An 18,152-nucleotide genomic window follows, 5' to 3' on the forward strand; every position below is an offset into this window, starting at 1 on the left:
GATGAATATTTTAGCCTTGAGGATTAAAGAATTGCGAAAAGCAAATGGTATGTCGCAAAAAGAACTAGCGGATATTCTAGGAATGAAGAGAGAGAATATTTCCAACTATGAACGTGGAATAATCACAAATATATCCAGTGAAGTACTGGATAAGCTGGCGGATCAATTTAATGTCTCTGTTGATTATCTTCTTGGTAGAACAGACACTCCAAGTGACACTGGTGTGGAAGAAGAATATGCCGACCTATTGATGATGTTCAGAAAAGGAGAGCAAGCTGTTGGGGAAGAGAAAAAAGAACAGTACAAGAAACAGGTAAAAAATTTGATGAGCTATATTGCCCAATCAATGAATGAAGATGAGTAGGAGTTTAGAATAATGAACGATGCCATAGAAATTCGATATTCTTTAACAAATTTACTAATCAACCAATACATTCTGAAGCATAATCTCGAACCAGTTGATTTTACTTTTGACCTGTTCGTCAATGACTATTTGGAAAAAGAAAATATTACACTCGATAAAAATATCCCAGTTACTGAAGAAGATTTTTTTCTGGCAGTCACCGTGAAAAAAGGAAAAAGAATCCGAATTTTTATCAATCCTAAAATGTCAAAAAATCGGTTCAATTTCAGTATTTGTCATGAGGTCAGTCACTGCTATTATGATGTATCAAAAACAGAAGTCTCTCAAACCTTTTTTAATATGGAAGAGAATCCTACTTACTACACAGAGGACGAGCTATTGACTGAAGAATTAGCAAATCTTTCTGCGAGTATCATCATGCTGCCGGATATTTCACTACTGAAAAACCTATATACAACAAAGTCCTTTTATTCAATCGCTGAGGAGTATGGGATGAGTCGCTCTGCTCTATGGAGAAGGTTGGTTAACTTTGGAAAACTGAAATGCGGAATGCCTGAAGAATTGGCTCAAAGCTCTGCAACACGTTTGCAAACAACTGGAAACAGAGAAATCTATCATAAGTTCATGTCGACTTGGGGATCTACAGTGGAAAAACAAATCATACTAGACTTTGAAAACAGCATACTGGAGATGGATTGAAATGAAACAGAAAATTTTTTCCTTGTATCAATCTAATGCCAGCTCCTTTAGAGATGATAACCATTTCATACTTAAGTCTTATTCATCATTCTAGCGGATTATGCTATAGTTGATATAAGAGGTGTTGTAGATGAAGACGGCCAGAAGACTATTTGGATTAGCAATTGATATACTGTCTGAGATATTGCTTTCCTTATTCTTTAAAACTTCCTAAAAAGGAGGTTTTTTTGTTTTCTTCCTAGATCATCCGCAATCCTAAATGAACTTATTGTAAATTATAATAGACAAAAACAACAACATATGTTATTTTATAATTACTTAATGTAAAGGAGTTGTTATAATATTATGTGTTGTATTTTTTTCTTGCAATTTTTATTTAACTTATTCTGCTGCTTCTAAGTCTAAAGTGTTTTCTTCCTAAACCTTCTCGTATGAGAAGGTTTTTTCTATTTTTCCTCCTTAGCAATGCTCCTACTCTGCTGCCCAGTATTTCCTTGAGTAATCAGCATATTATTAAATACCCAACGTTTTTCAACAAAAAGCTGATGGAAGCAATGTTTTAAACCATTTGCTTCCATCAGCTTTTATAGAATGCCAGCTATAGGGATCGAACCTACGACCTACGCGTTACGAGTGCGTTGCTCTACCAACTGAGCTAAGCTGGCCTCGAATGAAGTTATTATAGAACTCTTTTCAAAAATTGTAAAGTGATGCTCTTTTCTTGTCATCTTTCTCAGGTTTAATTGTAAAAAAACAGCCAGCACGAAGAGATTCTCTTCTGTACTGGCTGCTCATTTTCATTATTTTGTACCGAACAAACGGTCACCGGCATCACCCAAGCCTGGAACGATATAACCATCTTCATTTAGCTTTTCATCTAAAGCCGCAGTGTAGATATCAATATCAGGATGTGCTTCCTGCAAGGCTTTCACGCCTTCCGGAGCTGCAACTAAACAAACAAATTTAATATTGCTGCCGCCGCGTTCCTTCAATGAATCAATCGCCATGATTGCTGATCCGCCTGTAGCAAGCATTGGATCTACAACAAACAATTGTCTTGCATCAATGTCTTCAGGCATCTTAACAAAATACTCAACTGGTTCCAAAGTTTCATGGTCACGATATAACCCTACGTGACCAACTTTAGCTGCTGGAATCAATTCCAAGATACCATCAACCATTCCGATACCTGCTCTTAAAATAGGAACAATCGCTACTTTTTTACCGGACAACGTTTTTTGAGTGGTTGATCCCATTGGTGTTTCGATCACGATATCCTCTAAAGGCATATCTCTTGATACCTCATAGGCCATCAGCATAGCAATTTCATTTACTACCTCGCGAAATACTTTGGTCCCACAATCCTTATCTCTAATGATTGTCAGTTTGTGCTGGATCAATGGATGATCAATTACTTGAAATTTTCCCATGTTCAGTCTCCTTACTATTCATTTTCTTGTACTATTGTAAAACAAAAACGTGTGCTTTGCTAGTCAATCACACAAGAAATGATAAAATAAAAAGAGTTTCTTTCTTATGTCAGTTTACTGAGGTGAAAGAAACAGAATTTCTAATGAAATAAATGGACTATTCAATACTATTTACTTAATAATAAACCTATTCAATTTCGGCTTATTACCATACGAACTATTTCCAGGTCTACAGTTCTCACTACACGTTGTTCCGATCTCATCAATCTCTAAGTAGTAGAACTACTAAGAATTGAAGGACTACACGTTGTTCCGATCTCATCAATCTCTAAGTAGTAAAACCACTAAGAATTGAAGGACTACACGTTGTTCCGATCTCATCAATCTCTAAGTAGTAAAACTACTAAGAATTGAAGGACTACACGTTGTTCCGATCTCATCAATCTCTAAATGGCAACGCTAATAAGAATTGAAAGCTTATACTCCGACTCTCGAAGCAAGGAGAAGCTCTGTCCCGCCGTTTATTCGGATTTATGGCATAAAAAAGTGTGGAAACAGATGATAGTCCCACACTCCAGTATTTTATTAGAAACTTCTCTACCTATTCTTCATACTCATCATCGTCTAATTCAGGAAGCTCAATTGCTGCTACAGCATCCTTTCCAATAGGTAAAAGATAGGATACCAGCTCGTCGATGTCCTCAGCCGATGAAAGTGCTGCCTCTATAACTAATGCCAGATTCAATCCCGAAATCACCCGAATATTGTTTCGAGTCCCCATCTCCATCATCGCCGCATTACAGGGTGTTCCTCCCTTTAGATCAGCAAGGATCAGAACCTGCTCATTTCCAAATTTGTCCAAGATCTCTGCCAGCTTCTGCTGTGTACCAGATAATCCATCATGCTCCTCCATCGATACGATTTCTGCTTCTGCAAAATCTCCGGCAATCATTTTTGCCGATTGTAAGGTTTCGTAAGCCATCTTACCGTGACTCATCAAAATCAGTTTTGGTTTCATATTTTTTTACTCCCTATTTAAAAATAAGCTGTATAAAGTGCAGCTCTTGCTTCAATAAAGCCACGATCTTTTCTATTAGGATGAACACGATTTGTCAGTAGAATAAAACCATTCTTTCCTTCAAACTCTAGTCCAATCGATGTTCCAGTAAAGCCTGTGTGAAATAGATAGGAACGTCCTCGACTATTTTCCTTCTGCTCCCAACCCAATGTCCGCTCATTCACAGCCGTATCTCTTAGCTTATCAAAAATCGACTTACTAAACAATCGTCGATCTTCTGTTACATACGCCTTTACAAAACCAGCAACATCCTCCAAAGTAGAGAAAAGGCCAGCGCTGCCTACTTCCCCATCCATCTTAAAGGCTTTAGAATCATGTACTTCCCCTTGAATGATTCCTCGCTCTGCCGTTTGCTCAGTAGGTACAGCATTATTCTTATCAATCGGCTGAAACCCTGTATGCTTCATCATTAAGGGCTCAAAGATATGCTTTTGAAAGCTTCTTTCTAGTGAACAACTATCCATTTCCTTAATCACTTCTCCTAACAAGAGGAAGCCAACATCAGAATAGACTGTATCATATTCTGATTTCGGTAAACAGCTCTGTGCAAAATACTTTTTCAGAATATCTCTGCTGATTGCTTCCTTCTCGGGAAACTCGGCTGGTAATCCCCCTTTATGCAACAATAAATCACTGATTGTCACTTGGATATGAGTAAAGCTTGGAATTATTTCATTGACAGCTGTTGTAAAACGCAAGCTACCTTCGTCGATCAGCTGTAGGATTCGTGTTGTTGTTCCAATCACCTTGGTCAAAGAAGCCAAATCATATAAAAGGCCTTCCTCTATCTTCCTTTCAGAAAAAGGCGTTTGCACGCCCATCACACCTGCATAGTGATTTTCAACTTTCTCTTCTGAAACGAATGACCACGATGCACCTGAAATAATTTTCTGATCAATCATAGCTTTGATTTCTTCTGAAATCACATACTTATTCATTTAGCTCGATGCCTTGACGACATCTGAAATACGGTCATGTTTTTCCTTTAATGCCTGAATGCTTTCCTTAAAGCTCTTTCCAGTCTCAATCATGACTATTGCTGCAGCTACTTGGTTTTCAGCACGCTGTAAATAGTCTTCAGCAGTTGCTGCATCAACACCTGTTGCTTCCTGAATGATTGAAATAGAACGTTGGATCAGCTTCAAATTAGTCGGCTGAACATTGACCATCAAATTTTGGTACACTTTCCCGCTTCTAACCATCACGCCTGTAGACAGCATGTTCAATACCATTTTTTGCGCAGTACCTGATTTCATTCTTGTTGAACCTGTGATCACTTCTGGACCAACCACTGGAGCTACCCCAATTTGAGCGATTTGATTCATCAGCCCTGCAGCATTACAAGTAACAGAAATCGTCAAAGCTCCAAGCTCATTGCCATATTCGATTGCCGATACAGCGTATGGTGTCCGACCACTGGCAGCAATAGCAATCACTACATCATTTTTATTCAAATGAACTTTTTTTAGGTCTTCAATAGCCAGCTCTTTTGAATCCTCTGCTCCTTCAACAGCAGTAAACATGGCATCCTTCCCACCTGCAAGTATGCCAAACGCTCTGTCCGGCGATACACTATAGGTAGGTGTTAATTCAATGGCATCCAACGCACCAAGCCTCCCTGAGGTGCCGGCACCACAATAAATCATTCTTCCTCCGGAGATAAAGCGCTCTGTCATTGCATCAACTGCAGCAGCAATTTCAGGCAATACCTTTTCAACTGCTTCTGCTACTTTTTTATCTTCATCATTGATCATCTGTACCATATCTAATGTACGCAGCTGATCAATATTTTGAGTACGAGGATTTCTTGCTTCTGTTGTCAATTTCCCTATTTCCATGTGACTTACCCTTCTTTCAAACGATTCACTAATGTATTCGTCTCAATCATCCTTGCTTGGATATCCTCTTCAATCCGATCTTGTATTGACCCCAGATAAAGAATATCTCCAACAGCCATTGACGATGCAATAGAAGAAATTGCTCCGACGCGAACCAGATGTTCATTGTCTGGAACCAACAACAGCATATCACTGATCATCTGAATCCGTTCTCCCTCATTCCTGGTAATAAAAATAATTGGTGTTTTGTTGTTTTTAGCGATTTCACAGGCAAGCAGAACCTCTTTTGTATACCCACTATAGGAAATTGCAATTACCACATCCTGAGGTGTTGAATAGTTCATAAATTCCAGATTCATGTGAGGATCGAAGTTAAACATGGCTTTTCTACCAGCCCGATTAAACTTGTGGTAAAGGTTATAGGCTGTCAATGAGGATGCACCGATCCCTAAAAGATAAATATTTCCAGCTTGTTTGATTGCACCGATCGCCAACTCTACCTGCTGCTTATCTAGAGAATACATCAAATCATTGACAGTGGTTCCTAATAACAATGCCACCTTTTCACATAGCTCTTCTATTGAATCATCTTTGGAGATGATTGGATCTAGCTTCTTTTTATTCTTCTGCTCCCCCTGCAAAGAAGCGATTGAAAGCTTCAGCTCATCTAGTCCATCGAAATCGATTGAGCGGGCGAAACGAGTTACAGAGGCAGGGGATGTCTGACTTCTGTCTGCAATCTCACTGGCTGTCAGCTTCAGAACCTCTGAAGGATTCTTTAAAATGAAATCTGCAATTCTCTTGTTGGCCTTTGAAAAATTTTTATAGTTCTGTCGAATCAATGTTTCTGCATCCATCGTCAGACCTCCATTTCAATTATTTAATAAAATTCAAAATCGATTCATCCGATTCGGAAGGCACCATTTGCGCTGTGATTGTTGTTCCGCTCTCAACCAGCGTTCTAATGATTGTTTGATCTTCCTCTGTCAAAGCGACTGATTTTTTGATAGGTTTACTATCCGGCTTTTGAGAGATATTTCCCACATTGAACGCCTTCAAAGGAACACCATTATCAATGAGATAAGCCATATCAGGTATATCTTTCGTGATCAGAAATACTCTTTCCTCGTCATAGTTTCCTGCAAGAATCTTTTCTACTGCTTTTCTTTTAGATAAAATAGACAGCTTTACACCAGAGGGTTTTGCCATCTTTAATGCACCAATCTGCATTTGATCCTTCACAGCAGAATCGTTTACCACCATGATTCTCTGCGCCCCTAGAGTGTTTGTCCAAACAGTAGCTACCTGTCCATGAATCAGTCGTTCATCTACACGTGCATGAATAATTGGCATATTAAAACTTCCTTTCAAATAATAGAGAAAGAATCACCCTATCACAGCATTCCCAACTGTTTTCCAGTCATTTGAGATCGTTACCGATTTGTGATGATTCTTCTCATCTATCTATATATTTTTTGATTGAAACATCTGTTTAACTCAGTTAATCCTCTTAGAACAATCCGCCGATCCAGCCAAATAAATCTTGGAGGTTACCCAAAAACATTCCTAAAAGAATCAGGACAAAAATCAAGCGAGTGGAATTCATCTTTTTCTTCCCCAGCAGCCAATAAGAGAGACCTACGATCGACAGCGGAACAAGCGCCGGTAAGATTTTATCCAGCATTTCCTGAACAGATAAAGTGACTTCCCCCATCTTATACGTTATATCTAGTTTATAATTGATAACCGCCGGAATCAAGCCGCCAACCACAGTTAATCCTAAAATAGCTGCTGCATCTGTAAATACTTTCATCTTATCTGCAAACTCGGTGACCAAACGCTTCCCCTGAATATAGCCGAGATGGGTAAACTTATAACGAACCCAGATAACTGCAGAACCTGCAATCAGCGGAATCAGCAAGCCCAATGACTGACCACCTTGTGCCATATAAGCCGCAATGGAAAATACGATCGCCCGATAAATTGCGATGAATACTGTATCTCCTACTCCCGCAAAAGGCCCCATCAGACCCGTTTTCAGTCCTGTGATTGCTGTATCATCTTCCGGACCAATTTCTTCTTCTAGAGCCATATTTGCTCCGACAATTAGATTGGACATCGCTGGTGTTGTGTTGAAGAAGCCCAGATGTGTCTGCAATGCTTTTTTCATTTTCTCAGGATCATTCTTGTAGAATCGTTTTAACGCAGGCATGATCACATAGCAATAGCCCAAACCTTGCATTTTTTCATAGTTCCAGCCCCATTGTAGACCAAACAAGTTACGGACGAATACCTTATTGATATCCTTTTTCGTTAATTTCTCAGTCATCGATCTCTACCTCCTCATCATCTTCATATACAACAGAAGCTGTCGCGGCAGCAGGACGATTGTTTTGATTCATCACATAAAGAGCTGCCAAGGCCAAACCAACAAGCGCTACACCTAGTACAGAGAAGAATTCTGCGAAATAAGCCATCAGTACAAACCCAATAATAAAATATGGCCAATACTTCTTGATTGGCAGATAGCGCATCAAGATGGCGATCCCCATTGCCGGAAGAATTGCTCCCGCTGCTTTCAAGCCGTTCATTACCCACACTGGGATCATTTCATTGATAACATTGACTACTTGTTCCCCAAAAGCTAGCCCAATGAATACTGGGATGATTCGAGAGAGTGTCCATGGGAAAATCCCTAAAACATTACAACGCTCGACCCCTTTATAGTTTCCTTCTGCTGCATAGCGATCTGCCTTATGCTGAAAGAATGTATTGGTCATTCTTCCTAAAATATCTAGTTGAGTCAATAAAAGTCCAATCGGAACGGCAACGCCGATACCATACTCTGCCCCTTTACCTGAAAGGATTGCATAAGCTGTTCCCATAATCGCTCCGGAAAGAAAATCCGGGACTGTTGCACCACCATAAGTTGCTACCCCCAGCGTCATCAATTGAAGTGTTGCGCCAATCATCAAGCCAGTCTGCAAGTCTCCCATGACCAAACCTGTGACTGTTGCTGCAAATAATGGTGTATAAGGTCCAATTTGAATGGATATCTGATCCAATACACCTACTGCTGTGTACAAACATAAAATTAGAATAATACCAAATGACATTTCCATCGTTGATTCCTCCTTGAATGCGTTTTCTATTTGGTATCTTCACTATAACATTTATGAAATGTATTTTCAATATGAATATTTATAACGACTTTTATGAAATCGTATTTCTTTAACGAATTTCATGATATAATGAAAAAAACTTCTATAATCGTATCCAATACATCTTATGAAAGAATAGGCCACGAAGAATGCGGAATATTTTCAAAAAAATATCCAAAGGTTTTCGAATAGCTGTCGTACATTAAATATTCAATTTTTAGCTGACTTCAACTATTTCTACTCGAAAAAGGGGAATTATTATGAAAATTATCATTATTTACTTTATTACAATCTTTTTATCCAACACAGTCGGTGCAATTTCCGGTATGGGTGGCGGAGTGATCATTAAGCCCGTTCTGGACTTCATAGGCCTGCATTCTCTGAGTGCTATCGCTTTTTATTCTAGTGTAGCTGTTTTCACGATGTCTTTATCTTCCACCTATAAACAAATAAAAAACGGAATGCAAATCAACATTCGGCAAGCATTAGGGATCTCAGTAGGTTCGATGCTTGGCGGAGTACTTGGCGATCAGTTATTAAGTCGATTGCTATTGACTTTTGGCGCTGATGATCAAGTACAGACAATTCAAACAATCATCATGATATTGACTTTAGTTCTCGTACTTTGCTACAACCAATGGGGAAAAAAACAATATGAGCTGTCAGGTATAGCTAGCTATTTCTTAGCTGGAGCTATTTTGGGAATGATTTCTACATTTTTAGGTATTGGCGGCGGTCCCATCAATGTTGCAGCCTTCACCTTTCTTTTCGGTATGGATATCAAACAGTCCACAGTCTACTCAATCATTACAATCTTTTTCTCTCAGATTGCTAAACTATCTGCAATTGGGCTCTCTACTGGGTTCCAAATATATGATTTAACCATTCTATGGGCAATTATTCCAGCTGCTTTATTAGGCGGGTATGTGGGCGGTTTATTGAGCAGCAAGCTGAATGATGAACAAGTGAAAAAAATCTACAGCATCATCGTTCTGCTCGTTCTATGTATCAACACTTATAATCTTTATTCACTCTTTTCTTAACAAAAGAAGCCTCCAAATCAGCAATTTTCTACTGATCTGGAGGCTTCTTTATGTGCGCTTTTATTTATTACTCATTGTTGTCTGATTTTCCGCTAGTATCTGCATTGATATCATAAGTCAGACTTGCAGAAAAATTATGATTGCGAATTTCTTCCTTAGGATTACCATGAGTCAAGGTCTGTACTTCATTACTCAGCTCGGAAGCGTATAGCTCTTCTCCAAGATCTTTCAATAAATTGATATAGTTGATGATTTTATAGTAGTACTCCGGTTTCCCACTCACAATATACTCCAATAAATTAGCAGTATAGTAAAGATGCATCTTACTGCTGTAATCATTAAAAAATTTGACTTGTTCTTCTGCCAACTGGATATATTTTCTAGCCTCGTCAAATTTTCCTTCATAAATTCTTCCGGTAACTAAATTGAGCACGGCGTTATGTGCAATTTGCTTTGTCTCATAATCCCGCAACTCTGCATCTTTCACAGGAATAGCTTTCATAATGAGGGCATCCGCCTGCTCCTCTGAAAATTGAAAAATAAGATTACAAAGAATGATATAGTCATAAAGAAAGTAGTAGTCTTTTTCAATCAGAAAATCATAAATCATTTGAATTTCCTCTTGTGTGATCGCATCTACCTCTTCCCATATTTGACAGAAACCGTTTTTTATCGATATATAATTACTGATATCCCTCAGACTCTTTTCTTCCTTAGAAAGCGCTTTACCATAATAGCCAAGTAATTTCTCCTTTTTTAACAAATCTTCTGGATTACTTCTACAATAATAGTACGTATTTCTAAACTCTTGTTGATTATAGTCCTTGGTAAGATCTGCAAAGCTGAAAAACTCTCCAGCTTGGATCGACAGCTTATTCAATATTTCCTGTAAATCATTGATTCGTATCGAACGTGTCCCGTTCTCTATTCTTGAATAGGCAGAACGATCAATATATTCTGTTGTCATTTCCCGTTGCTTGTACCCCTTTTTTTGTCGAATAAACTTTAATGCATCGCCAACATTCACTTAAAATTCCCCCTTTTGTGAAATTATAACACAAGATTTCAAGGTTAAGAGCCGACTTCTCCCTTTTCTTAAAAAAACCGAACATTCTTGTGTTAAATCGACATCCCTCCTTTTTGGGACTTTCACGTTGTCAAATTGTCTGATAATATTTTATTTATGATACAGTCTTTTTTATTGATATAAACGTTTTTTCAAGTAATTTTATCGGAAACTTTCTTTCGATGATTAACAGAGCGATTCTATTTCATTTCACAAAAGAAAGGATATGATAACAAAAAAAGGCAGAAAATAACTACTCAAATGTTTGGTATAAATAAAAAGGTTGAAAATGGATGACGTTAAAACAGAACTACCTATATAACACAAACCGGTTACCCAGGATAGAATGTAACTATAGCTAGCTGATTTCAAAAGAATCAGCGCATCTTTCCCAAATAGAATCTAGAAACACATCGAGGGTGTATCAGTTTTTTACATTCCATACAGCTTTTGTACTGCTTCAAGTAATGTGAAAATCGATACCCCATCTGAACAAGATAAAATCACTAAATGAAAAAAACAAACTGTATCTGGCATTGTTGATGGGCTTGTCTGTGTTTGCAGACAAAGAAGTTTAAAAGGGAATATGATTAATAAACAGGGTTGATAGTGACAGATAAGAAGACTGGCTAAAATCAGTCAAGTGAAATTCTATCTCATCCATGAGATGGGATTAGGGTGAAAGTAATTCTACTGAGAATTGTGATTAAAGCATTGAGGAACGACAAGAAACGCTGGATTTTTTATCAAACGATCAGTTAACTATAACGGGAGTAGTAGTTAGCTGGCTAGTTTGACAGCTTTTCATGAGAAAATCAGCAGCCGGCAAATTGATCAAGTATGTTGCGACTGCTTTCCTCAACTAAAACAGCTAAACGCTTTAGTCCTTTTCTCTACTAAAAAAGATCTGACCGAAAATTAATTTTCAGTCAGATCTTTTTTTCTATTTATATAATGGGTTCTTTTGTGTCAGTTCCTTAACAGAAGCTTTCACATCAGCCAATACTGCTTCATCGTCATGATTACTCAACGCCTTAACGATCAACTTCGCTACTTCTACTGAATCCTCTTCTTTGAAGCCTCTTGTTGTAATCGCCGGTGTCCCAATACGAATTCCACTTGTCTTAAATGGACTCAGCTGTTCAAAAGGAATAGAGTTTTTGTTCACAGTAATATTTACTGTATCCAGCAATGCCTCTGCTTCTTTTCCGTTCAGCCCAAAGCCTGTTACATCGATCAACAATAAATGATTATCTGTTGCACCACTAATCAAGCGTGCTTCAGGCGCCTGATTGAATACCTTAGTCATCGCTTTAGCATTTTCAATCACTTGCTCACTGTAATCCTTGAAGTCCTGATCAAGTGCCTCTTTAAATGCAACTGCCTTTCCGGCAATCACATGCTCTAAAGGTCCGCCTTGAATACCAGGGAAGATGTTGCTGTTGATTTTCTTCGCCAACTCTTCATCATTCGTTAGAATCAAGCCGCCACGTGGGCCACGCAATGTTTTATGTGTTGTTGATGTGGTGATATCTGCAAATGGTACTGGGTTAGGATGTAAGCCCGCAGCTACCAAGCCGGCAATATGAGCCATATCCACCATCAGCTTTGCACCAATCTCATCTGCGATTTCACGGAATTTCTCAAAATCAATTGTTCGTGAATATGCACTTGCCCCAGCAACAATCAGCTTTGGTTGGTGCTCTCTCGCCAAAATCCGTACTACATTATAATCGATTACTTCAGTTACCGGATCTACACCATAGCTGACAAAATTATAGGTTTTCCCGCTAAAGTTGACTGGTGAACCATGAGTCAGATGTCCACCCGCAGAAAGATCCATTCCCATCACGGTATCTCCTGGCTCTATCAAAGATAGATAGGCTGCTGTATTAGCCTGTGAGCCTGAATGAGGCTGCACATTTGCAAAAGCTGCACCAAATAATTCTTTGGCACGATCGATCGCCAGATTTTCAACGATATCGACAAATTCACACCCGCCATAGTAGCGTCGTCCCGGATACCCTTCCGCATATTTATTCGTCAAAATACTTCCCTGTGCCGCCATTACCCCTTCAGAGACAACATTTTCCGAAGCGATCAGCTCCAAGTTATTCTCCTGACGCTCTTTTTCTTTCCCAATTGCTTCCCAAACTTCTGGATCAAATTCTTGATAATTCATAGTAGACAACACCTCATTTAATTTCTTGTTTCGATTGTATCATAATTCATTCCGCTCTACTTGAAAAAGTGTTCAGTTTTTGAAATATTTTTGATTCGCTGCTTTTTTCAATCGATTCATATAGGCTTCACCCAATCCCGTTTCAGGAAAAGCCGGTGCAAAAATCAACTCGACATCTGTTTCATCTAGCGCTCGGAGGCCGGAAAAAAGCTGTTTAGCCGCTTGTTCTACCGTATTCATACCAAAGGAATAGCCCTCGATCAATGGACCATCAAACAATTGAAGTATCTCTTTTCCTGCAAAGATTCCTGCTTTCAGCTTTTGGTCAGCTGCCCATTTGATTGCCTTATTCCAGTCTTCCGGAGTATTCTGAACAATCCAAACCGGTACTTCAGGAGAATAATGCTTGTATTTCATCCCTGGTGCCTTTGGTGTCTCTTTTTCACTTAACAGATGCTGATCAATTCTTACATTGCCTATGACCTTTTCCAGCGCTTCCTTTGTAACAGCTCCCGGACGTAAAATGGTTGGCTCTGAAGAACTGTCGGTCAAATCAAGTACCGTCGATTCTACACCGATTTCAGCTGAACCACCATCTAATACACCGGCAATTTTCCCTTTCAGATCGTGAAGAACATGTTCTGCTGTTGTAGGACTGGGCTTCCCAGATGTGTTTGCGCTCGGTCCCACCAAAGGAAGACCGGCCTCTTTAATCAGCTCTAATGTCAATGCATTATCCGGCATTCGAAAGGCGACTGTGTTCAAGCCGCCAGTGACAGTAGATGAAAAGGTTCCTTTTTTCATTGGTACTATCAAGGTCAACGGACCCGGCCAAAAATGATTGATCAGCTCCTCTGCCTGTTTAGGAAGCGTATCAACATATTTTTCCAGCATTTCCTTATCACTTACATGCACGATCAAAGGGTTATCACTTGGACGTCCCTTTACTGCATATACTTGCTTTACAGCTGTTTCTGAAAGAGCATTTGCTCCCAGACCATAAACAGTTTCCGTAGGAAAAGAGACCAGATTTCCTAACCGCAAAGCTGCAGCAGCTTCTTTGATGTCATGCTCTGTGAATCGTTTTGTCTCCATACTTCTTTCCTCCTTCTCTGATTGATCCTAATCAGCAATGATCATGCGGTCATTTCCTGAAAGATCTTTCACCACACGTACCTTTTTCTCTGGAAAAGCAGCAGCAATCATTTTCTTCACTGCTTCTCCTTGTTGAAAGCCAATTTCAAAATAAATTTTTCCAGTTGGCGAAAGACAATCTTTCGCTTCTTCAATTAGTTGCTCATAAATCGCCAATCCTTGATTTTCGGCAAACAAAGCCATATGAGGCTCATATTTCTTCACGCTATCATCCATCAGCGCCCATTCATCTGCACTGATATAAGGTGGATTGGAAATCAAAATATCGATTGTATTATCTAACACAGGAGCCAGTCCGTCGCCTAAAAAGAAAGTAACATCAGCCTTCATCTTCTGTGCATTTTCCTTTGCAACCTTCAGAGCGCCTTCCGATAAATCAACGGCAAATATTTGCCAATCAGATCGCTCGAGCTTCAAGCTAACAGCAATTGCCCCCGTACCTGTTCCTATGTCGACGACCGTCAGCTTTGATTCTGGATTTTCTTCCAGACAATATTCTACTAGTTCTTCTGTCTCTGGTCGCGGGATCAATGTATCTATGTTGACTGAAAAACGATGACCATAAAAATCGCTATATCCCAGCAAATATTGCGGTGGTCGATCCTCCATCAGCATCCTCAAATCATCAGTGACTTGTTGTTCATCCTGCTCAGAGATTTCTTCTTTCATGTGCAGCAGCCAATCGGTTTTAGACCATTCTTTTCTTTCTAAAAAGAGGTACTGGATCGCATATCCTTCTTTTCCATTTTCTTCTAAAAAAGAAGAAGCCCGTTTCAGGACTTCAAAATAATTTTTAGCCATTCTGCATCTCTTCCAGCTTCGATGTTTGGTCATAAAGAACCAAGGCATCAACGATTTCATCCAGTTTTCCTGCAAGGATCTGGTCCAATTTTTGAATCGTCAGGCCGATACGATGGTCGGTCACACGATTTTGCGGGAAATTATACGTACGAATACGTTCAGAACGATCACCCGTTCCTACTGCTGATTTACGATTCGCATCGTATTCGCTTTGCGCTTCCTGTTGAATGATATCATAAACTCTGGCACGTAAAACTTTCATTGCCTTATCACGGTTCTTCAACTGTGACCGCTCGTCCTGCATCGCAACAACAACTCCTGTTGGAATATGCGTCAGACGTACAGCAGAGGCTGTCTTATTGACGTGCTGGCCGCCGGCTCCACTGGCATGATAAATATCGGTACGGATATCTTTATCTGCAATATCGATCTCTACTTCTTCTGCCTCAGGCATTACAACAACTGTCGCAGTTGAAGTGTGGATTCTTCCTTGAGACTCTGTAGATGGAACACGTTGAACACGATGAGCGCCACTTTCATACTTCAGCTTTGAAAAGACATTTTCTCCGCTGATCATCATGATTACTTCTTTATACCCGCCGATACCAGTGATGTTGGCTTCAAGTACTTCAGCTTTCCACCCTTGTGCTTCCGCGTATTTCTGATACATGTTGAATAAGTCTCCGGCAAAAAGTGCAGCTTCATCCCCACCAGCAGCTCCACGAATTTCCATGATAATATTCTTATCGTCATTTGGATCTTTTGGAAGTAATAGAATTTTGATTCTTTCTTCCAACACTTCTTTTTCCTTCTTCAAATCAGACAGCTCTTCTTTTGCCATCTCCGCCATCTCTGCATCAAGGTTTTCACCCAGTAATTCTTCCGCTTCTTTAATGCCCTCTACAACTTTTTTGTAGCGACGATACGTTTCTACTGTTTCTCTTGAATTAGCTTCTTCTTTAGATAACTGCATAAAGCGCTTCGTATCAGTAATTACTTCAGGATCACTCAACAGCTCTCCCAATTCTTCATAGCGATCTTCAATCGATTGTAACTGATCGTACATGGTTATGTCTCCTTCTCTTTGTTGTAAAAAACAGACAGGGAACTTTCTGTTTTCTTCTTTTTTTTGGTCCGATGTCCAGTTCCCTAGTATTTTTGGTAAAAGGGAAATGGCTCTCCTTTATTTTGTTGACGAAACAGGGAAAGTAATTTCCCGGTTCCTCTATTTTGGTGGTCCGATGGCCTCTACTTCTAGGTTCTCGTTTATGCAAGAGTAGAGGCTCTCCTTCTCTTTGTTGTAGAAAACAGACAGGTAACTTTCTGTTTTCTTCTTTTTTTGGTCCGATGTCCAGTTCCCTAGTATTCTTAATAAAAGGGAAATGGCTCTCCTTTATTTTGTTGATGAAGCAGGGAAAGCAATTTCCCTGTTTCTCTATTTGAGTGGTTCGATGTCCTCTACTTCTAGGTTCTCGTTTATGCAAGAGTAGAGGCTCTCCTTCTCTTTGTTGTAAAAAACAGACAGGTAACTTTCTGTTTTCTTCTTTTTTTGGTCCGATGTCCAGTTCCCTAGTATTCTTGGTAAAAGGGAAATGGCTCTCCTTTGTTTCGTTTGTTGAATCTGATCAGATGACTTCACAGATTTCTTATTTTTATGTTTCGATATCCAGCAGCTCAATCAGATATTTATTTCTCTATTTTCGCTAATGTTTACCACTGTGTCCTTTGGGATGAAAATAGTGCTTTCTGCACACTGGATAGTAAGCTTCGTTTCCGCCAATTTGAACTTGATCGCCTTCATATACCGGCTCACCATCTATATAGTGAAGGTTCATTATCGCTTTTTTATGGCAGAACCAACAAATGGTTTTTAGCTCTTCTATTTTATCCGCATAAAGCAACAGATACTTCGATCCTTCAAACAGCTCATTTCGAAAATCATTCTTCAGTCCAAAAGCCATGACTGGGATATTCAACTCATCTACGACTGTCGCGAATTCAATCACATGATGCTTGCTCAAAAATTGCGATTCATCAACCAGTATACAATAAGGCTGTACTTCCAGCGCATTTACTAAATCATAGACATTGGTCTCTTCAAAAATGGGGATTGCATCCCGTTTCAAGCCAATTCGACTAGAAACCATACCGACACCATCTCGTGTATCAAGTCCGCTTGTCATCAATAAAACAGGTTTGTCCTGTTCTTCATAATTATGTGCAACCTTTAAAATTTCAATGGTTTTTCCGCTATTCATCGCGCCGTATTTAAAAAATAATTGTGCCATTCTTCACAGTCACCTTTCATTTCATTCCTTTCGTATTTTACTATAAAACTGAAGTTATTTACAGTAGTAAATTCAGGCAATCTGTAGGAAAGTGCTACTTTTATAGAAAATTTCTATCATCATTCATCTTTTTAAACAAAAATAAAGAGAGGTTATCTCACTTTGATCCACGGGACAATTCTCTCTTCTGTTGTATTTGTCAGCCTTATTCTAATATTATGCTATACGTCCCCATTACTCCATTTCCATATCAAAGAATCCTCTTTTTCTCACAGTAACGCAATGCTGTAAATCATAAACTGATTTTCCTTGTGACATAGATTCCAGTATTTCCCTAAGTTCTTTCTCAGCATCGGCTTTATCTCTATACCACCCTAACATCAACGTACTGTCTCCCCAAAAGCTGTGACTGTCGACACCCATTAGTAAAACTTCAGGATGATAGGCCTTTTTTCCCATTACCGGAGATAAAACAAATTTGTAAAAGGAAGATACTCTTCCATCAATTTTGCTGGTTATAGTTATTTTATTTTTACCTTCGAATTTGATTGGTTCAGAGTTTTTTTCTTTCAATGTATTATCTAATAAGAAATCGATCGATACCTCAAAATACTTAGACAGCAATAGTAATTTATCAAAACCAGGCTGAGAAGAACCATTCTCATATCGGGAAATGGACTGTCTGGAAACATCAAGTAATTCAGATAATTCTTCTTGGGAAATTCCTTTTTTCATTCTTAGTTCCTTCAATTTGTCACTAAACATTTTTTACCTCCGCTTCTTTTTATCTCAATAGTTATAGTAGAAAATATTCATAAAAGCTGCAATATCGAATCTGTTGCATTTGCGCACATACCTGTTGCACAGTGAATAAACTAAGCTTTCCAAACACTTTTTTTATTCTTTTGAACGCTTCCGCTCTTTTCCTATAATAAATACTTTTTCTGCTTCGATTTTTTGAGTTCATCTTCTTTATTTTATAGGATGATTCATCCTGTGCCTATAACTACTTTCTCTAGAAAAAATTTGAATCTATGATTTCTCCCT

General features: G+C 38.9%; 18 protein-coding genes and 1 tRNA gene. 3 read left to right on the forward strand and 16 right to left on the reverse strand.

Features of this window, described 5'->3' with window-relative positions; translation table 11 throughout:
• Position 1 precedes the first annotated feature (1 nt).
• The gene (locus tag I6N96_RS02365; protein WP_209555892.1) at positions 2 to 364 is read left to right on the forward strand and encodes a helix-turn-helix domain-containing protein; all 363 of its coding nucleotides are present in this window, start codon (positions 2 to 4) and stop codon (positions 362 to 364) included.
• A 12-nt stretch (positions 365 to 376) separates the two neighbouring features.
• Positions 377 to 1,063, forward strand: coding sequence for an ImmA/IrrE family metallo-endopeptidase (locus I6N96_RS02370; protein WP_209555893.1), 687 nt, complete (start codon positions 377 to 379; stop codon positions 1,061 to 1,063).
• Positions 1,064 to 1,655: 592 nt separating this feature from the next.
• Here the strand turns inward: I6N96_RS02370 and I6N96_RS02375 are convergent.
• The 9 genes from I6N96_RS02375 to I6N96_RS02415 all read right to left on the reverse strand — a co-directional run bounded on the left by I6N96_RS02375 (position 1,656) and on the right by I6N96_RS02415 (position 8,531).
• Positions 1,656 to 1,728, reverse strand: a tRNA-Thr gene (locus I6N96_RS02375).
• Positions 1,729 to 1,863: 135 nt separating this feature from the next.
• Positions 1,864 to 2,493 (reverse strand): uracil phosphoribosyltransferase, encoded by a 630-nt coding sequence (upp, locus tag I6N96_RS02380; protein WP_209555894.1) that lies wholly within the window; start codon positions 2,491 to 2,493, stop codon positions 1,864 to 1,866.
• Positions 2,494 to 3,094: 601 nt separating this feature from the next.
• Positions 3,095 to 3,511, reverse strand: a complete 417-nt coding sequence (locus I6N96_RS02385) for a PTS sugar transporter subunit IIA (RefSeq protein ID WP_209555895.1) — start codon at positions 3,509 to 3,511, stop codon at positions 3,095 to 3,097.
• 17 nt (positions 3,512 to 3,528) lie between these two features.
• The gene (locus tag I6N96_RS02390; protein ID WP_209555896.1) at positions 3,529 to 4,509 is read right to left on the reverse strand and encodes a serine hydrolase domain-containing protein; all 981 of its coding nucleotides are present in this window, start codon (positions 4,507 to 4,509) and stop codon (positions 3,529 to 3,531) included.
• Entirely contained in the window at positions 4,510 to 5,409 is a 900-nt protein-coding gene (gene murQ / locus I6N96_RS02395; protein WP_209555897.1) for an N-acetylmuramic acid 6-phosphate etherase, read from the reverse strand.
• Positions 5,410 to 5,414: 5 nt separating this feature from the next.
• A complete protein-coding gene (locus I6N96_RS02400) occupies positions 5,415 to 6,266 on the reverse strand; it encodes a MurR/RpiR family transcriptional regulator (protein ID WP_209555898.1) in 852 nt (283 codons plus the stop codon).
• A 19-nt stretch (positions 6,267 to 6,285) separates the two neighbouring features.
• Complete coding sequence (locus tag I6N96_RS02405) at positions 6,286 to 6,762, reverse strand: PTS sugar transporter subunit IIB (protein WP_209555899.1); 477 nt, start codon at positions 6,760 to 6,762, stop codon at positions 6,286 to 6,288.
• A gap of 157 nt (positions 6,763 to 6,919) precedes the next feature.
• Complete coding sequence (locus tag I6N96_RS02410) at positions 6,920 to 7,738, reverse strand: PTS system mannose/fructose/sorbose family transporter subunit IID (protein WP_209555900.1); 819 nt, start codon at positions 7,736 to 7,738, stop codon at positions 6,920 to 6,922.
• Positions 7,731 to 8,531, reverse strand: a complete 801-nt coding sequence (locus I6N96_RS02415) for a PTS mannose/fructose/sorbose/N-acetylgalactosamine transporter subunit IIC (protein ID WP_209555901.1) — start codon at positions 8,529 to 8,531, stop codon at positions 7,731 to 7,733. Before I6N96_RS02415 ends, I6N96_RS02410 begins: the two co-directional genes overlap by 8 nt.
• Before the next feature lie 299 nt (positions 8,532 to 8,830).
• Here I6N96_RS02415 and I6N96_RS02420 point away from each other — a divergent pair, with 299 nt between their 5' ends.
• On the forward strand, positions 8,831 to 9,613 hold the full coding sequence (locus I6N96_RS02420) for a sulfite exporter TauE/SafE family protein (protein WP_209555902.1): 783 nt from the start codon (positions 8,831 to 8,833) through the stop codon (positions 9,611 to 9,613).
• Between the two features lie 67 nt (positions 9,614 to 9,680).
• On the opposite strand, the gene I6N96_RS02425 is transcribed toward I6N96_RS02420, so the two are convergent.
• The 7 genes from I6N96_RS02425 to I6N96_RS02455 all read right to left on the reverse strand — a co-directional run bounded on the left by I6N96_RS02425 (position 9,681) and on the right by I6N96_RS02455 (position 17,870).
• Positions 9,681 to 10,640, reverse strand: coding sequence for a helix-turn-helix domain-containing protein (locus tag I6N96_RS02425; RefSeq protein ID WP_209555903.1), 960 nt, complete (start codon positions 10,638 to 10,640; stop codon positions 9,681 to 9,683).
• Between the two features lie 982 nt (positions 10,641 to 11,622).
• On the reverse strand, positions 11,623 to 12,861 hold the full coding sequence (gene glyA / locus I6N96_RS02430) for a serine hydroxymethyltransferase (RefSeq protein WP_209555904.1): 1,239 nt from the start codon (positions 12,859 to 12,861) through the stop codon (positions 11,623 to 11,625).
• Positions 12,862 to 12,933: 72 nt separating this feature from the next.
• Positions 12,934 to 13,956 carry an L-threonylcarbamoyladenylate synthase gene (locus I6N96_RS02435; protein ID WP_209555905.1) on the reverse strand — a complete coding sequence of 341 codons (1,023 nt, stop codon included), beginning with the start codon at positions 13,954 to 13,956 and terminating at the stop codon, positions 12,934 to 12,936.
• A gap of 27 nt (positions 13,957 to 13,983) precedes the next feature.
• Positions 13,984 to 14,817: a peptide chain release factor N(5)-glutamine methyltransferase gene (gene prmC / locus I6N96_RS02440; RefSeq protein ID WP_209555906.1), complete on the reverse strand. Its 834-nt coding sequence runs from the start codon at positions 14,815 to 14,817 to the stop codon at positions 13,984 to 13,986.
• Positions 14,810 to 15,883 carry a peptide chain release factor 1 gene (prfA, locus tag I6N96_RS02445; RefSeq protein WP_209555907.1) on the reverse strand — a complete coding sequence of 358 codons (1,074 nt, stop codon included), beginning with the start codon at positions 15,881 to 15,883 and terminating at the stop codon, positions 14,810 to 14,812. Before prfA ends, prmC begins: the two co-directional genes overlap by 8 nt.
• A 637-nt stretch (positions 15,884 to 16,520) precedes the next feature.
• Positions 16,521 to 17,105, reverse strand: coding sequence for a thymidine kinase (locus I6N96_RS02450; protein WP_209555908.1), 585 nt, complete (start codon positions 17,103 to 17,105; stop codon positions 16,521 to 16,523).
• Positions 17,106 to 17,339: 234 nt separating this feature from the next.
• Positions 17,340 to 17,870 carry a helix-turn-helix domain-containing protein gene (locus I6N96_RS02455; protein ID WP_209555909.1) on the reverse strand — a complete coding sequence of 177 codons (531 nt, stop codon included), beginning with the start codon at positions 17,868 to 17,870 and terminating at the stop codon, positions 17,340 to 17,342.
• Between the last annotated feature and the right edge of the window lie 282 nt (positions 17,871 to 18,152).

This window comes from Enterococcus larvae (assembly GCF_017830045.1).
In the GTDB taxonomy this organism is placed as follows: domain Bacteria; phylum Bacillota; class Bacilli; order Lactobacillales; family Enterococcaceae; genus Enterococcus_L; species Enterococcus_L larvae.

Bases quoted from the DNA above. Each gene is read 5' to 3' on its own strand.
- I6N96_RS02365 (WP_209555892.1), top strand. From the start codon at position 2: ATGAATATTTTAGCCTTGAGGATTAAAGAATTGCGAAAAGCAAATGGT.
- I6N96_RS02370 (WP_209555893.1), top strand. From the start codon at position 377: ATGAACGATGCCATAGAAATTCGATATTCTTTAACAAATTTACTAATC.
- upp (WP_209555894.1), bottom strand. From the start codon at position 2,493: ATGGGAAAATTTCAAGTAATTGATCATCCATTGATCCAGCACAAACTG.
- I6N96_RS02385 (WP_209555895.1), bottom strand. From the start codon at position 3,511: ATGAAACCAAAACTGATTTTGATGAGTCACGGTAAGATGGCTTACGAA.
- I6N96_RS02390 (WP_209555896.1), bottom strand. From the start codon at position 4,509: ATGAATAAGTATGTGATTTCAGAAGAAATCAAAGCTATGATTGATCAG.
- murQ (WP_209555897.1), bottom strand. From the start codon at position 5,409: ATGGAAATAGGGAAATTGACAACAGAAGCAAGAAATCCTCGTACTCAA.
- I6N96_RS02400 (WP_209555898.1), bottom strand. From the start codon at position 6,266: ATGGATGCAGAAACATTGATTCGACAGAACTATAAAAATTTTTCAAAG.
- I6N96_RS02405 (WP_209555899.1), bottom strand. From the start codon at position 6,762: ATGCCAATTATTCATGCACGTGTAGATGAACGACTGATTCATGGACAG.
- I6N96_RS02410 (WP_209555900.1), bottom strand. From the start codon at position 7,738: ATGACTGAGAAATTAACGAAAAAGGATATCAATAAGGTATTCGTCCGT.
- I6N96_RS02415 (WP_209555901.1), bottom strand. From the start codon at position 8,531: ATGGAAATGTCATTTGGTATTATTCTAATTTTATGTTTGTACACAGCA.
- I6N96_RS02420 (WP_209555902.1), top strand. From the start codon at position 8,831: ATGAAAATTATCATTATTTACTTTATTACAATCTTTTTATCCAACACA.
- glyA (WP_209555904.1), bottom strand. From the start codon at position 12,861: ATGAATTATCAAGAATTTGATCCAGAAGTTTGGGAAGCAATTGGGAAA.
- I6N96_RS02435 (WP_209555905.1), bottom strand. From the start codon at position 13,956: ATGGAGACAAAACGATTCACAGAGCATGACATCAAAGAAGCTGCTGCA.
- prmC (WP_209555906.1), bottom strand. From the start codon at position 14,817: ATGGCTAAAAATTATTTTGAAGTCCTGAAACGGGCTTCTTCTTTTTTA.
- prfA (WP_209555907.1), bottom strand. From the start codon at position 15,883: ATGTACGATCAGTTACAATCGATTGAAGATCGCTATGAAGAATTGGGA.
- I6N96_RS02450 (WP_209555908.1), bottom strand. From the start codon at position 17,105: ATGGCACAATTATTTTTTAAATACGGCGCGATGAATAGCGGAAAAACC.
- I6N96_RS02455 (WP_209555909.1), bottom strand. From the start codon at position 17,870: ATGTTTAGTGACAAATTGAAGGAACTAAGAATGAAAAAAGGAATTTCC.